The following is a 13431-nucleotide window of genomic DNA, read 5'->3' as shown; positions in this document are numbered from 1 at the left end:
ACCATGAATCTTCCTGAACAGATCCCCTCGGCTATTGCGCCGATCCTTGTGCTTGCGCCGGATGCCCGGCTTTTTGCCCACCGCGCGCAACGCCTCCGGAGTCTGGCCCCCGGCCACGCGCTGGAAGCCTGGTTGCTGTGGCTGGCTGAACTGGTGGATGCGCAGCAGCGTGCCCTGGATGCGCTGGGCCCGAAGCTCGCGGCCGCTTCTGATGCGGCACTCGAAGCCGCCTGGTCCGAGGCCTTCGAGTATCTGCGCGGTAGTCTTGCTGCAGGCACCGGTGAGCCCGATCCGGCCGCACTGCCGGCACGTGTTCGGGACAATCTCGATTTTGCGCGCGGTGAGCGCCCTGCAGAGGGCCGTAGCCAACTTGATCTGGTCCTCAGCGCAGCCCTCCAGGTGGTGTGGACGCTGCTTGCGCGGCGCCGGGTGGCGGCGGCTTCTGCGCCTATCGTGCAACGCGCACAGTGCCCCTGTTGTGGCAGTGCCGCCCTGGGCGGCGTGATCCTTGCCGGTGAAGGGCGCGGTGGCCTGCGCTATCTTGAATGCGCTTTGTGTGCCACGCGCTGGCATATGGTGAGGGCGCACTGCAGTCTGTGTGAAGCCGATGGTGTGGTCGATTACCTCGGCCTTGCGCCTGACGCGCCCATCCAGGCTGAAACCTGTGATGCCTGCCACGGCTACATCAAGCTGTTCTTCCAGTCGCGGGATCCGGCCTTCGATCCGCTGGCTGATGATCTTGCCTCGCTGCTGCTGGATGTGCTGGTGGGCGAGCAGGGCTATGCAAGAGGGGCACCCAATCTCTTCCTGCTCAGCGGCGAAGCCGCCTGAGCTTATCCTGCATTTGTGCGCTTCATGTCAGGCGGGCTGTGCGTGTATGGGGCGATGGCAACTCAAGTCGCCATCGCCCTCCCAAGCAGTCACGTTAGTTAGAACGCATTCTCCCGGTGTGGTGCAACGGCAGCCCTTACATTGGTTTCAGTCAGCTCCGGCGAGCACAGCTCGATGAAGCGATAGGCATAGCCGCGCAGGTAGTGGCCGCGGCGTACCGCGATCAGCGTGGTGTTGCGGGCGAACAGATGGGAGGCGTCGATCAGGCGCAGATCGTGATCCTTGAGCGGATTGAAGGCGCTCGGCGCGATGATGCCAACCCCCAGCCCAAGTTCGACGTAAGACTTGATCACATCCGCGTCCAGTGCGGACATTACGATGTCCGGCGTCAGATTGGCTGCGGCGAAGGCCTTGTCGATCTTGCTGCGACCGGTAAAGCCCGAGTGGTAGGTGATCAGCGGATACTCGGCCAGAGCCTCGAGGCTCAGCGTGGTTTCGGCAAGCAGCGGGTGCCCGGCCGGTACCAACACCGCGTGGTGCCAGTCGTAGAACGGGAAAGTCACCAGCTCCGGTTCATTGTCGAGCGATTCGGTGGCGATGCCGATATCCGCTTCGCCCGAGAGCAGTTGCTGGACGATCTCCTGCGGGCTGCCTTGATGCAGCGCCAGATGCACCTTGGGATATTCCTGCTTGAAGGTGGTGACAACCTTGGGGATCGCGTAGCGTGCCTGGGTGTGGGTGGTGACCACGGTCAGCTGGCCCTGGTCACGCTGGGTGAACTGGTCGGCGAGCTTCTTGATGTTGCGTGCGTCGAGCAGCATGCGTTCGACGATGACCACCAGTTCCTTGCCCGGTTCCGTCAGCCCCAGCAGGCGCTTGCCGCGGCGGATGAAAAGCTCGACACCGAGTTCGTCTTCCAGATCCTTGATGTGCTTGGATACACCAGGCTGCGAGGTGAACAGGGCATTGGCCACTTCGGTGAGATTGTAGTTCTGGCGCACTGTTTCGCGCACGATGCGCAGTTGCTGGAAGTTCATGTTCAGATCCCCGCTGCGATGTAATGGTCGGACGCTGCTGCGGCAGATTGCTGGAAGACCTTCAGGCGCGAGGGCACCAGACGGACTTCGCTACCGGTACGCAGTTGCAGCGAGATGAGGCGTTCGAGCGGCAACTCCACCTCGTGATGATGCACGGTCTGGCCGGCATCGATACGTTCCAGCTCAACCCGGGCGGTAATGCCAAAGGCCTGGATGCGGGCAATGCGGGCGCGGATCCCCTGGGGTGAGGCGAGATCGGTTTCGATGTCGAGCTCATGCGGGCGGGCGAAAGCGATGACTTCAGCGCCCGGCGGGATGCTTTCTTCCGAGTGCGCAAGGCTGTGCTCGCCCACCTTCACTTCGCCCTGTCCGGCGCGGCCATGGAACAGGTTTACCGCCCCCAGGAAACCATACACGAAGGGGGTTCTCGGCGCGTTCCAGACTTCTTCAGGGGTGCCGATCTGCTCCACGCTGCCATGGTTCATCAGCACCACGCGGTCGGCCACTTCAAGGGCTTCCTCCTGGTCGTGGGTCACGAAGATGCTGGTGATGTGCAGTTCGTCATGCAGCTTGCGCAACCAGCGGCGCAGCTCCTTGCGGACCTTGGCATCGAGCGCGCCGAAAGGCTCATCGAGCAGCAACACCCGCGGTTCTACCGCCAGTGCGCGGGCGAGCGCGATGCGCTGGCGCTGGCCACCGGAGAGCTGGGAGGGGAAGCGATCGGCCAGCCAGTCCAGCTGCACCAGCTTGAGCAGATCCGTGACCTTGCGTTTGATGATCTCTTCCGAGGGACGTTCATGGCGCGGCTTCACGCGCAGGCCGAAGGCGATGTTGTCAAACACCGTCATGTGGCGGAACAGCGCGTAGTGCTGGAACACGAAGCCGACCTGACGTTCGCGCACATGGGTGCCGGACGCATCATTGCCTTCGAGGATCACGTTACCGCTGTCGGCCGATTCGAGGCCGGCAATGATGCGCAGCAGCGTAGTCTTGCCGCAGCCGGAGGGACCGAGCAGGGCGACCAGCTCGCCGGTCGGGAAGTCGAGCGAAACGTCGTTCAGCGCAACGAATGAACCGAACTGCTTGCGGATGTTCTGGACCTGGATGCTCATGCTTGTTCTTCCTGTTGGCTGTCGCGAGCGGCTTGCCACTCGATGAAGGTTTTCAGTACCAGTGTGACCAGAGCCAGCAAGGCCAGCAGGGAGGCCACGGCGAAGGCGGCGGCAAACTGGTATTCGTTGTAGAGAATCTCGATCTGCAGCGGCATGGTGTTGGTGAGGCCGCGGATATGTCCGGAGACCACGCTGACTGCGCCGAACTCGCCCATCGCCCGGGCATTGCACAGGATCACGCCGTAGAGCAGGCCCCAATTGATGTTGGGCAGGGTCACATGCCAGAAGGTCTGCCAGCCGCTGGCCCCCAGCACGATGGCGGCTTCTTCTTCTTCCTTGCCTTGCGCCTGCATCAGCGGGATCAGCTCGCGGGCTATGAAGGGGAAAGTCACGAAGATGGTGGCCAGCACGATGCCGGGTACGGCAAACACGATCTTCAGGTTGTTCTCTATTAGCCAGGGGCCGAACCAGCCTTGGGCACCAAAGATCAGCACATAAATCAGGCCAGCCACCACCGGTGAAACCGAAAAGGGCAGGTCGATCAGGGTGATCAGGAACTGCTTGCCGCGGAATTCGAACTTGGCAATGGCCCAGGCCGCCGACACACCGAAGACCAGATTCAAGGGCAGGGCGATCACGGTGGCGATCACCGTCAGCTTCACGGCAGCCAATGCGTCGGCCTCGGTGATCGCAGCCAGATACACATCCCAGCCCCGCTTGAAGGCTTCGACAAAGACGGTGGCCAGTGGCAGCAGCAGGAAAGCTGCGAAGAACAGCAAGGAAACCGTGACGATGCTCCACTTCACCCAGGCCTGATCACGGGTTGCGGCCTTGTCTTCGAAGTGGCGCGGCGCGTTCAGTGAGGCCAGATGCGCAGCATTCAGGGTGGCAGTAGCGGCGGCCATGTCAGATTTTCCTTCCGATGCGGCGGGCCGACCAGGCCTGCAGGCTGTTGATGACGAAGAGGAGGGCAAAGGAGGCCAGCAACATCACTACGGCAAGGCTGGTCGCTCCGGCGTAATCGAATTGCTCAAGTTTGGTGATGATCATCAGCGGCGCGATCTCCGACACCATCGGGATGTTGCCGGCAATGAAGATCACCGACCCGTATTCGCCGACCGCCCGGGCGAAGGAGAGTGCAAAGCCTGTCAGCAGCGCCGGCAGCAGGGTCGGGAAAATCACATAGCGGAAGATCTGCCAGCGGTGCGCGCCGAGGCTTGCGGCGGCTTCCTCCAGCTCGGTTTCCAGATCCTCCAGCACCGGTTGAACGGTGCGCACCACGAAGGGCAGGCCGATGAAGACCAGCGCCAGCAATACACCCCAGGGGGTGAAGGCAATCTTGATGTCATGCGCCGCAGCAAGGCTGCCCACCCAGCCCTTGGGCGCATAGATAGCCGTCAGCGCGATGCCAGCGACAGCGGTGGGCAGGGCGAAGGGCAGATCGACCAGCGAATCGACGATCTTGCGACCCGGAAAGCGATAGCGCACCAGCGACCAGGCCAGCAGCAGGCCGAACACCGCATTGATTGCCGCAGCAATCAGCGAAGCGCCAAAAGACAAGCGCAGGGAAGCCAGCACTCGAGGGCTGCTGACCGACCACCAGAAATGCTCCCAGCCGCCCTGGGCGGTCTTGATGAATACCGCAGCCAGCGGGATCAACACGATCAGGGACAGGTAAAGCAGCGTGTAACCCAGGGTCAGCCTGAAGCCGGGGAGTACATGGGCCGAAGAGCGTCTTGAAGCGGTCATGGCACAGAGCCTTATATGAAGTGACCGCAGTGTATGGCTCCGCTTATTCATTACTAACTAATAAAAGCTGAAGTCCTTATTCCAAATTCGAGTAAAGAGGCTTGCCTCGGCCGGCCCTCTGCGAGCCAGGCTTTGCCTAGCGTTGCAGGCCCATCCGTCGCGTTGATGCGCTTGTGAGGGCAGGGCGTCACTCATATGAAAACGCAGCTTCTGGCGATCCATCCTCTGATGCCACAGGCATCCACCCCCTTGTTTGGCCTTATCAGGAAAGCGGATAAGCGAACAACTTTTAAATCGTTTTGCTGGCTAAAGACGGCGCATAAGCTGCTGCTCATCACGGAGCTCCAATGCTTGTGGCATCACAACGGAGCTTCCCGCCAAGGAGAGTGAAATGACAACAGCAGGTTCTCTTGTTCAGTCGCGCAGCGAGGCGAAAGCGCCCGCTACTAAGGCCCTTCAGCCAGTACCGGCTGGGGAGCGCCTCAATATTCTGCAGCGTGCCCGCGAAAGCGCGCTCGGGGAGCAGTTGCCCTTCGCGGGTGGGGTTACGCCGGCGCAAGCCTGGGACCTGTTCAGTGCGGGCGAAGCCTTGCTGGTAGATGTGCGAAGTGCAGAAGAGCGCAAGTTTGTGGGCCATGTGCCTGGTTCGCTTCATGTGGCTTGGGCGAACGGGACGGCTCTGACGCGTAATCCGCGTTTCGTGCGTGAGCTCGAAGCCAAGGCCGGCAAGGAGCAGGTGATCCTGCTGCTGTGCCGCAGTGGCAAGCGCTCGGCCCTGGCAGCTGAAGCCGCCGCCAAGGCGGGCTTCAATCATGTTTTCAATGTGCTTGAAGGTTTCGAAGGTGATCTGAACGATCAGCAGCAACGCGGCGAGCACAACGGTTGGCGGTATTGGGGCCTGCCCTGGAACCAAGAGTAAGGACGGGCGCCAATCTGCCGCACGGGTGCTATCTCGCAAATCGGTGCTTAACGTATTCAGATACGTTTCCGTGTCTCCTTGCGACCTAGCTTCCGCTCTAGGTGATTGTTGCTCCGTTTTTGGGGCGGCCGGGTGTTAACGAATTTCAATCAAGTCGGGGAGCAATAAATGAGCAAGGTCTTTTCGGATAATTCGCAATCCATCGGCGCTACGCCGTTGATCCGCCTCAATCGCATTACGGACGGCACGGGTGCCACCGTGCTGGCCAAAATCGAGGGGCGTAACCCCGCCTACTCGGTGAAGTGCCGCATCGGTGCAGCATTGATTGCCGATGCCGAGAAGCGTGGCCTGCTCGGCCCGGGCAAGGAACTGGTCGAACCGACCAGTGGTAACACCGGTATCGCACTGGCATTCGTGGCCGCAGCGCGCGGTATTCCGCTCACGCTGACGATGCCGGAAACCATGAGCCTTGAGCGCCGCAAACTGCTGGTGGCTTACGGCGCCAAGTTGGTACTGACCGAGGGCGCCAAGGGCATGAGCGGCGCGATTGCCAAGGCTGAAGAAATTGCCGCGTCCGACTCCAAATACGTGTTGCTGCAGCAGTTCAAGAATCCCGCCAACCCGGCGATTCACGAAGCCACCACGGGCCCCGAAATCTGGGACGCGACCGATGGTGCGGTAGATGTCTTTGTCTCTGGCGTGGGTACCGGCGGCACGATTACCGGCGTGTCCCGCTATATCAAGCAAGCCAAAGGCAAGGCGATCACTTCCGTGGCAGTTGAACCTGCAGCCAGCCCGGTGCTGACTCAGACGCGCAACGGCGAGCCCGTGAAGCCCGGCCCGCACAAGATTCAGGGTATCGGCGCAGGCTTCGTGCCGGGCGTGCTGGACCTCTCTCTGGTGGATGCCATCGAGCAGGTCAGCAACGAAGATGCCGTCGAATACGCTCGTCGTCTGGCGCGCGAGGAAGGCATTCTTTCCGGTATCTCCAGCGGTGCGGCAGCGGCAGCAGCCATCAGGCTCGCACAGAAGCCTGAGAACGCCGGCAAGACCATCGTGGTGATCCTGCCGGATTCGGGCGAGCGCTATTTGAGCTCGGTGCTGTTCGAAGGCTTGTTCGATGCGGCCGGGATTGCCGCATGAACATCGGGCTCTCGACTCTGGACGGAGCCGGTGCCTCAGTGCTGGCTTCGGCCACTCCGAACTGGGATCTGGACCGCGTCGTAGCAGGGCTGCGTGAGGTGCGTGAGGGCTGGCGAGAGGCGCAACAACGCAGGCATGAGTATGGCGGGCGCGAGTTGCCATCGCCGGAAACCTTGCGCCAGCTTCTGCTTGCCCTGCGCGGAGCATTGTTTCCGATGCGTCTCGGCCCAGCCGATTTGCGCCAGGAGAGTGAGGATTTCTACGTCGGCCATACTCTGGATGCGGCGCTCAACAACCTGCTAGCCCAGGTGCGTCTCGAGTTGCGCTACGCCGCCCGCCAGACGAGCGTGGGGGCCACCACTCTGGAACTTCAGGCCGTGAGCATCGTGCGGGATTTCGCAACCGCTTTGCCGGATATCCGCCGCTTGCTCGACACCGATGTGGAAGCTGCTTTTCGCGGCGACCCTGCGGCGCGCAGCGTGGACGAAGTGCTGCTGTGCTACCCCGGCATCGTGGCGATGATTCATCACCGCATCGCGCACAAGCTGCATCAGCTGGGTGTGCCGCTTCTGGCACGCATCGTGGCGGAATTGGCGCATTCCGAAACCGGGATCGATATCCACCCTGGTGCGCAGATCGGCCCCGGCTTCTTCATCGATCACGGCACCGGCGTGGTGATTGGTGAGACCGCTGTGATCGGCCGCAATGTGCGCGTGTATCAGGCCGTCACCCTGGGCGCCAAGCGCTTTACCAGCGATGAGGAAGGCAAGCTGCACAAGGGCTTGCCGCGTCATCCGATTGTTGAAGATGACGTGGTGATCTACGCCGGTGCCTCGGTGCTGGGGCGCGTCACCATCGGCAAGGGCTCGGTCATCGGCGGCAATGTGTGGCTGACGCGCAGTGTGTCGCCGGGGAGCAACGTCACCCAGGCCAACTCCCAGCACGAAGTGCTGAATCACGGCGGAGGGATTTGAGCATGAGTCCGATCGTCAATCGATTCCCAGGTGTCGTACGCCAGTTGCGCGAAGCACGGGGCTGGTCGCAGGAAGAATTGGCCGAGCGCGCTGACCTGAATCGCTCCTATGTGGGCGAGATCGAGCGCGGAAATGCAATGCCTTCACTGGTGACCATCAACAAGCTGGCCAGTAGTTTTGATCTCCTGCCGTCCTTTCTGTTGGCGCGTTGCGAGCAGCATTGAAGCGTATTTGCTGGCGATAGCATGTTGAGACGCTCTTAGAAGAAAAGCATATTTGATAAGACGTTTTTTTGATAAATCCCTGAACCTTGCAAGGAGCCATGAATGGCCGCAAATGAAGTCCAGCAAGCGCTCGGCGATAACGCCGCACGCCAGTTAGCCAATGCCACCAAGACCGTACCGCAGCTTTCGATCATCACGCCGCGCTGGCTGACGCATCTGCTGCAGTGGCAACCGGTTGAAGCCGGTATCTACCGCCTCAACAAGGTGAAGAACCCGCTGGATGTGCAGGTGACCTGCACCCAGCGCGAAGGCTCCGGTGAGCTGCCGAACACCTTCGTTGATTATGAAGAAGCGCCGCGCGAGTACTTCCTCAATGCCGTTAGCACCGTGCTGGACGTGCAGACCCGCGTGTCGGATCTCTACAGCAGCCCGCACGACCAGATCAAGGAACAACTGCGCCTGACGGTCGAAACGATCAAGGAACGTCAGGAGTCCGAACTCATCAACAATCCGGATTACGGCCTGCTCGCCAGCGTGCATCCGGATCAGATCATCTATCCGCTGACTGGCGCACCGACGCCGGATGATCTGGACGAGCTGCTCACCAAGGTTTGGAAAGAGCCTGCCTTCTTCCTGACCCACCCGCTGGCAATCGCCGCCTTCGGTCGTGAGTGCACCCGCCGTGGCGTGCCGCCTCCTACCGTCAGCCTGTTCGGTTCGCAATTCCTGACCTGGCGCGGCATTCCGCTGATCCCGTCGGACAAGGTGCCGGTGGCTGATGGCAAGACCAAGATCCTGCTGATCCGCGTGGGCGAGAAGCGTCAAGGCGTGGTCGGTCTGTTCCAGCCGGGTCTGGCTGGCGAACAGAGTCCGGGCCTGTCGGTGCGTTTCATGGGCATCAACCGCAACGCCATCGCGTCCTACCTGATTTCGCTGTACTGCTCACTCGCCGTGCTGACCGACGACGCGCTCGCCGTGCTTGATGATGTGGAGATTGGCAAGTTCCATGACTACCCAGACACCTACAAGTAATCCTGCAGGCGCAGGCAGCTTGGGTGGAGTGTCGGGGCTGACGCCGCCGGCAGGTATTCCCGAGGGGCCTCCCTCGGGCCTGCCGGATGTGGCAAGCCTGGCGAAGCTGGCGGGCGAGTTCTTCTCCGCCTTGCCGACGACTGCGCTGCCCGGCGGCGCCACCAATGGTCTGCCCCTTGGGCTGAGTCATCTGGGTGGTCCGTCGCAGCTCGCTACGCCGCCCCAGCCGTCCGAGCCAGTGCTGGCCCTCGGTGCGCGCGCCCCTGCGCTTGCACCGGTTGCCCAGACGCAGACCGTAGTGCCGGAAAAGGCCGTGGACTCGGCTGGAGTGTCGAGCCGCTCTCCGGCGCAAGGCGTGCCCGAAGCTTATGCGGCCTCGCTGCCCAGCATCGATCTGCCGCAAGCACCTGTGCATGCGCCAGCAACGCCGCCCAGTTCACCGTATTACTTCCTCGGTGAAAAGAGTGCGTATCCGGTCGCTGGCGAAGTGGATGTGCCGCGTGAAGATCGCGTGACAGCCCGCTCCTTCGGCCTGCCCGGTGAAGACGAGTTGCGTGCACTGCTTGGTGGCGTGCCGCCGACGGCTGCCACACCGACGAGTGAGTCCGCGAAGAAGGATCAGTGGTTTTACTTCACCGATCTGACGCGTGGCCACGAAAAATCGGAACATGGTCGCGCACCGGCATCGCAAGCAGGCGCACGTCCGCCTTTCGACGTGAATGCCGTGCGTCGCGATTTCCCGATCCTGCAGGAGCGGCTCAGTGGCAAAAGCGGTGGCAAGCAGCTGGTCTGGTTCGACAATGCTGCCACCACCCACAAGCCGCAGGCCGTGATCGACCGTCTCGCCTACTTCTACGCCCACGAGAATTCCAATATTCACCGTGCGGCGCATGAAGTGGCTGCACGGGCGACGGATGCCTACGAAGGTGCGCGTGACAAGGTCAAACGCTTCATCGGCGCCAGCTCGACCGAAGAAATCATCTTCGTGCGCGGCGCCACCGAAGCCATCAACCTGGTCGCCAAGACCTGGGGCGCGCAGAACGTCGGCGAGGGTGACGAGATCATCGTCTCCAATCTGGAGCACCATGCCAACATCGTTCCCTGGCAGCAGCTGGCTGCCGCCAAGGGGGCGAAGCTGCGCGTGATTCCGGTGGATGACACGGGCCAGATCCTGCTCGACGAGTATCGCAAGCTGCTGGGCGACAAGACCAAGATCGTCGCGGTGACGCAAGTCTCCAACGCGCTCGGTACGGTCACCCCGATCAAGGACATTGTTGCCCTCGCACACAGCGTGGGTGCCAAGGCGCTGGTCGACGGTGCGCAGTCCGTGTCGCACATGCGGGTGAATGTTCAGCAGCTGGATGCCGACTTCTTCGTCTTCTCGGGCCACAAGATCTTCGGCCCGACCGGCATCGGCGTGGTCTACGGCAAACGCGACATCCTCGAAAACATGCCGCCCTGGCAAGGTGGGGGCAACATGATTGCGGACGTCACGTTTGAGCGCACGATCTATCAGCCGCCGCCCAACCGCTTCGAAGCCGGCACCGGCAACATCGCGGATGCAGTCGGCCTCGGCGCAGCGCTGGATTATGTGGATCGCATCGGCATCGAGAATATCGGCAGCTACGAGCACGATCTGCTGGCCTACGCCACGCAGGGCCTGCTTACGATTCCCGGTATCCGCCTGATCGGGACTGCGGCTGAGAAAGCCAGTGTCGCCTCCTTCGTGCTCAAGGGTTTCACCACGCAGGAAGTGGGCGAAGCACTGAACCGCGAAGGCATTGCGGTTCGGACCGGCCACCACTGCGCGCAGCCGATCCTGCGGCGCTTCGGTGTCGAGCAGACCGTACGGCCCTCGCTGGCCTTCTACAACACCTGCGAAGAAGTCGACCGCATGGTGAAAGTGGTCTACCAACTGGCGACTTCGCGTCGTTGAGCCTGTTGTAAGCAATCACCAGCCGGCAGCCGGGAAACCGCTGCCGGCTTTTTCATTTGAGGGAGTCCGATATGGAATGCACCGTCAGCTGGGCCGGAGAGGCCCGATTTGTTGCCACAACCGGCAGTGGTCACGAAGTCCGCATGGAAGGCGGAGCAGGGGAGCTAGGCGGCCGAAACCAGTTCCCGCGCCCGATGGAATTGATTCTGGCTGGGGCGGGGGGCTGCACTGCGTATGACGTCGTGCTCTTCCTCAAGCGCGAAGGCTATGAGATCGATGCGGTGGAAGTGTGCATGGATGCCACGCGCGCCGACACAGAGCCCAAGGTATTTACGCGGGTGGATTACTTCTACACGGTAAAGGGTAGGGACCTGGATCCGGCAGTGGTTGAGCGCGTCATTCACCTGTCTGCCGAGAAATACAGCTCCGCGACGGCGATGCTGGAGAAGAGCGCGGAGATCAGGATTGATTTCGAAGTGCTGGAGGCGCTGACTGATGGCGGCTGATCGGCCAAAGCGGTCTGTCGATGAGAAGGTGGCTGGCGACCGCTTTCCAATCGTCACCGGTCTCCAGTTAGGCAGCCCTCGAACACAAAGTCTGAAAGGTCTCAATGAATGTCGAGATGTATGTTTGCAGGGTCGTACTTCTCGGGTAATGGCGATGCATCCTGATGCAGAGGATAGGGCTTACCCTCAAACATCGTGCCCAGAACCTCGATGTCCTTGATCTTCATGGGATCAACCTTCATCGGATTCTGATCCAACAGCACGAAGTCAGCCTTCTTGCCCACCGCAATGCTGCCTGTCAGATTCTCAAGCCGCAGCATGTACGCGGCGTTGATCGTGACACCTTGCAGAGCGTTGTATACCGAGACACGCTCCTGCGGCGCCAGCTGATTCCCCACCGCATTAACGCGATTGACGGCAATCCAGGCAAGGAAGAGCGGTTCCATTGGCGCCATCGTAAAGTCGGAATGCAGAGCAAATTTCACGCCGTTTTCGGCAAGCGAGCCGAGCCTCACAATTTCAGCACCGGCCTTGGCACCCAGACTGCCATTTGAGTACGCGTCCGACATTGAGTAGTGGTAGTACGGGTTCGCTGAGATGAACACATTCCCCATGCGAGCGATGCGCTTGGATTGTTCCGGCGTCGATACCCCGAAGTGCTCGATGACCAGGCGCTGGCCCTTGCCGGTGTGCACGGTCATAGCCTTGTCGAGGCTATCGAGAATCAATGTCAAAGCCTCACTGCCATTGCAGTGAATATGAATGTCGTAGCCTTCTTTCCACCACTGCCCAATCAGGGCTTCAAGGCGTTCGGGCGGCATCATCCATTCCCCCTGATGGCCGTCGCTGTAACCTGGCAGCTCCAGACGCATGGCTTCAGCAAAGAATGCACCATCGGCGTAAAGCTTGACCTGCTTCGGGAAGGCTTTGTGCGCAGTGCTGGTGTCAGGCAGCGCCTTGACCATGGAGACAAGCTTGGCCTTGTCCTTGATTTGCATATCCAGCGTTTTCGCATCCGGTACCAGCGCCATACGGAAGGGTGAGGCATCGTTGTCCAGAATGCTCGTGATGACGCCTAGATCGTTTTTCAGCGAGCCGCTTGATCCGGTCCCCATGTCACCCATGGTTGTAACGCCGCCCTGATGCGCCAGCTCACGCACCCGACGCAGGCCCGTCGGAATCTTCTTGGGGTCAAACAGCACCGACATGATCTTTGGCGCAGCGATTTCGATCATTGCCGCTTCCCGATAGAAGCCGTTTTCGAAATCCACTTGCTTGTTGCCGGCAACCTCTTCAGCGGTAAAACCGTAGGCCTTCAAGGCGGCCGTGTTGAAGTACATTTCATGCGCCGAGTACGACCAGACGATGATCGGCCGAGTACTGGAAACCTTATCCAGCATTGCCCGGTTCAGGTCTCCATGAAACGGCTTCAGATAGCCCCAGACGACCAAGGGAAGTCCGTCTGCAGTGCCGGCTTCGGACGCTTTGAGCTTGGCCATGAACGCAGCACTGCCGCGAACGGCTTTTGCATCCCCCCAAGGAAATTTCCAGTCGAACGGGGTAATGAACTGTGGCGCCAGCATTGATGCGGCCTGAACCGGATGCATGTGCGCATCAACAAAGCCGGGCATCAGGGTTTTGCCCCCAAGATTGAACAGTCTCGCTTTTGCACCGGCGAGCTTCATGGCTTCGGATTTGGCGCCCACGAAGCGAATCACACCATCCTTGACCACGACTGCTTCGGCATAGCGTGGCGAGCTTCCTTCCATGGTCAAGATGTCGCCACCAGAAATGACCGTTACAGGCTCTGCCGCCAGCAAGGAAGGGGAGACAACAGTGGCTGCTGCGAGTGCTAGCAGCGTTGAAGCAATCTTGGAACGCAAAAAAACCATCTGAACATCCCCTTGGGTTTAAGGTTGGATTCCATGTAATCCAACAGGATCAACGTCCAACCGAATTGCATAGTAG

General features: G+C 60.8%; 13 protein-coding genes. 8 read left to right on the top strand and 5 right to left on the bottom strand.

Features of this window, described 5'->3' with window-relative positions; genetic code table 11:
- The first annotated feature begins 3 nt into the window (after positions 1 to 3).
- Positions 4 to 831, top strand: a complete 828-nt coding sequence (gene fdhE, locus HJ583_RS08685; protein WP_170021566.1) for a formate dehydrogenase accessory protein FdhE domain-containing protein — start codon at positions 4 to 6, stop codon at positions 829 to 831.
- A gap of 98 nt (positions 832 to 929) precedes the next feature.
- Here fdhE and HJ583_RS08680 read toward each other — a convergent pair whose 3' ends face one another.
- Genes HJ583_RS08680 through cysT form a run of 4 tightly spaced genes read right to left on the bottom strand, consistent with a single transcriptional unit; the run spans position 930 to position 4729 of the window.
- On the bottom strand, positions 930 to 1868 hold the full coding sequence (locus HJ583_RS08680) for a CysB family HTH-type transcriptional regulator (protein ID WP_101942727.1): 939 nt from the start codon (positions 1866 to 1868) through the stop codon (positions 930 to 932).
- A gap of 2 nt (positions 1869 to 1870) precedes the next feature.
- The gene (locus HJ583_RS08675; protein WP_170021565.1) at positions 1871 to 2980 is read right to left on the bottom strand and encodes a sulfate/molybdate ABC transporter ATP-binding protein; all 1110 of its coding nucleotides are present in this window, start codon (positions 2978 to 2980) and stop codon (positions 1871 to 1873) included.
- The gene (gene cysW / locus HJ583_RS08670) at positions 2977 to 3885 is read right to left on the bottom strand and encodes a sulfate ABC transporter permease subunit CysW (protein WP_170021564.1); all 909 of its coding nucleotides are present in this window, start codon (positions 3883 to 3885) and stop codon (positions 2977 to 2979) included. The genes HJ583_RS08675 and cysW overlap by 4 nt, the downstream gene beginning before the upstream one ends.
- A 1-nt stretch (position 3886) precedes the next feature.
- Entirely contained in the window at positions 3887 to 4729 is an 843-nt protein-coding gene (gene cysT / locus HJ583_RS08665; RefSeq protein WP_101942730.1) for a sulfate ABC transporter permease subunit CysT, read from the bottom strand.
- A 391-nt stretch (positions 4730 to 5120) separates the two neighbouring features.
- Here cysT and HJ583_RS08660 point away from each other — a divergent pair, with 391 nt between their 5' ends.
- From HJ583_RS08660 to HJ583_RS08630, 7 genes are all read left to right on the top strand, one after another.
- Positions 5121 to 5648 (top strand): rhodanese-like domain-containing protein, encoded by a 528-nt coding sequence (locus tag HJ583_RS08660; RefSeq protein ID WP_170021563.1) that lies wholly within the window; start codon positions 5121 to 5123, stop codon positions 5646 to 5648.
- 168 nt (positions 5649 to 5816) lie between these two features.
- On the top strand, positions 5817 to 6791 hold the full coding sequence (gene cysK / locus HJ583_RS08655; protein ID WP_170021562.1) for a cysteine synthase A: 975 nt from the start codon (positions 5817 to 5819) through the stop codon (positions 6789 to 6791).
- A complete protein-coding gene (gene epsC / locus HJ583_RS08650; protein ID WP_170021561.1) occupies positions 6788 to 7765 on the top strand; it encodes a serine O-acetyltransferase EpsC in 978 nt (325 codons plus the stop codon). Before cysK ends, epsC begins: the two co-directional genes overlap by 4 nt.
- 2 nt (positions 7766 to 7767) lie before the next feature.
- Positions 7768 to 7989, top strand: a complete 222-nt coding sequence (locus tag HJ583_RS08645) for a helix-turn-helix domain-containing protein (RefSeq protein WP_170021560.1) — start codon at positions 7768 to 7770, stop codon at positions 7987 to 7989.
- Between the two features lie 102 nt (positions 7990 to 8091).
- Positions 8092 to 9021, top strand: coding sequence for a family 2A encapsulin nanocompartment shell protein (locus HJ583_RS08640; RefSeq protein ID WP_170021559.1), 930 nt, complete (start codon positions 8092 to 8094; stop codon positions 9019 to 9021).
- Positions 8996 to 10957, top strand: coding sequence for a family 2A encapsulin nanocompartment cargo protein cysteine desulfurase (locus tag HJ583_RS08635; RefSeq protein WP_170021558.1), 1962 nt, complete (start codon positions 8996 to 8998; stop codon positions 10955 to 10957). The genes HJ583_RS08640 and HJ583_RS08635 overlap by 26 nt, the downstream gene beginning before the upstream one ends.
- A gap of 71 nt (positions 10958 to 11028) precedes the next feature.
- Positions 11029 to 11463 carry an OsmC family protein gene (locus HJ583_RS08630; RefSeq protein WP_170021557.1) on the top strand — a complete coding sequence of 145 codons (435 nt, stop codon included), beginning with the start codon at positions 11029 to 11031 and terminating at the stop codon, positions 11461 to 11463.
- A 101-nt stretch (positions 11464 to 11564) separates the two neighbouring features.
- Here HJ583_RS08630 and HJ583_RS08625 read toward each other — a convergent pair whose 3' ends face one another.
- The gene (locus tag HJ583_RS08625; protein ID WP_170021556.1) at positions 11565 to 13355 is read right to left on the bottom strand and encodes an amidohydrolase; all 1791 of its coding nucleotides are present in this window, start codon (positions 13353 to 13355) and stop codon (positions 11565 to 11567) included.
- Positions 13356 to 13431 lie beyond the last annotated feature (76 nt).

This window comes from Uliginosibacterium aquaticum (assembly GCF_012972705.2).
Lineage (GTDB): Bacteria > Pseudomonadota > Gammaproteobacteria > Burkholderiales > Rhodocyclaceae > Uliginosibacterium > Uliginosibacterium aquaticum.
Note: the sequence above shows the minus strand (reverse complement) of the source record. Positions and strands in the feature narration are given on the sequence as shown.

Excerpts from the sequence above, each read along its gene's own strand:
- HJ583_RS08675 (WP_170021565.1), bottom strand. The coding sequence starts at position 2,980 with ATGAGCATCCAGGTCCAGAACATCCGCAAGCAGTTCGGTTCATTCGTT.
- HJ583_RS08635 (WP_170021558.1), top strand. The coding sequence starts at position 8,996 with ATGACTACCCAGACACCTACAAGTAATCCTGCAGGCGCAGGCAGCTTG.
- HJ583_RS08625 (WP_170021556.1), bottom strand. The coding sequence starts at position 13,355 with ATGGTTTTTTTGCGTTCCAAGATTGCTTCAACGCTGCTAGCACTCGCA.
- cysK (WP_170021562.1), top strand. The coding sequence starts at position 5,817 with ATGAGCAAGGTCTTTTCGGATAATTCGCAATCCATCGGCGCTACGCCG.
- HJ583_RS08640 (WP_170021559.1), top strand. The coding sequence starts at position 8,092 with ATGGCCGCAAATGAAGTCCAGCAAGCGCTCGGCGATAACGCCGCACGC.
- HJ583_RS08660 (WP_170021563.1), top strand. The coding sequence starts at position 5,121 with ATGACAACAGCAGGTTCTCTTGTTCAGTCGCGCAGCGAGGCGAAAGCG.
- cysW (WP_170021564.1), bottom strand. The coding sequence starts at position 3,885 with ATGGCCGCCGCTACTGCCACCCTGAATGCTGCGCATCTGGCCTCACTG.
- HJ583_RS08630 (WP_170021557.1), top strand. The coding sequence starts at position 11,029 with ATGGAATGCACCGTCAGCTGGGCCGGAGAGGCCCGATTTGTTGCCACA.
- HJ583_RS08680 (WP_101942727.1), bottom strand. The coding sequence starts at position 1,868 with ATGAACTTCCAGCAACTGCGCATCGTGCGCGAAACAGTGCGCCAGAAC.
- fdhE (WP_170021566.1), top strand. The coding sequence starts at position 4 with ATGAATCTTCCTGAACAGATCCCCTCGGCTATTGCGCCGATCCTTGTG.
- epsC (WP_170021561.1), top strand. The coding sequence starts at position 6,788 with ATGAACATCGGGCTCTCGACTCTGGACGGAGCCGGTGCCTCAGTGCTG.
- cysT (WP_101942730.1), bottom strand. The coding sequence starts at position 4,729 with ATGACCGCTTCAAGACGCTCTTCGGCCCATGTACTCCCCGGCTTCAGG.
- HJ583_RS08645 (WP_170021560.1), top strand. The coding sequence starts at position 7,768 with ATGAGTCCGATCGTCAATCGATTCCCAGGTGTCGTACGCCAGTTGCGC.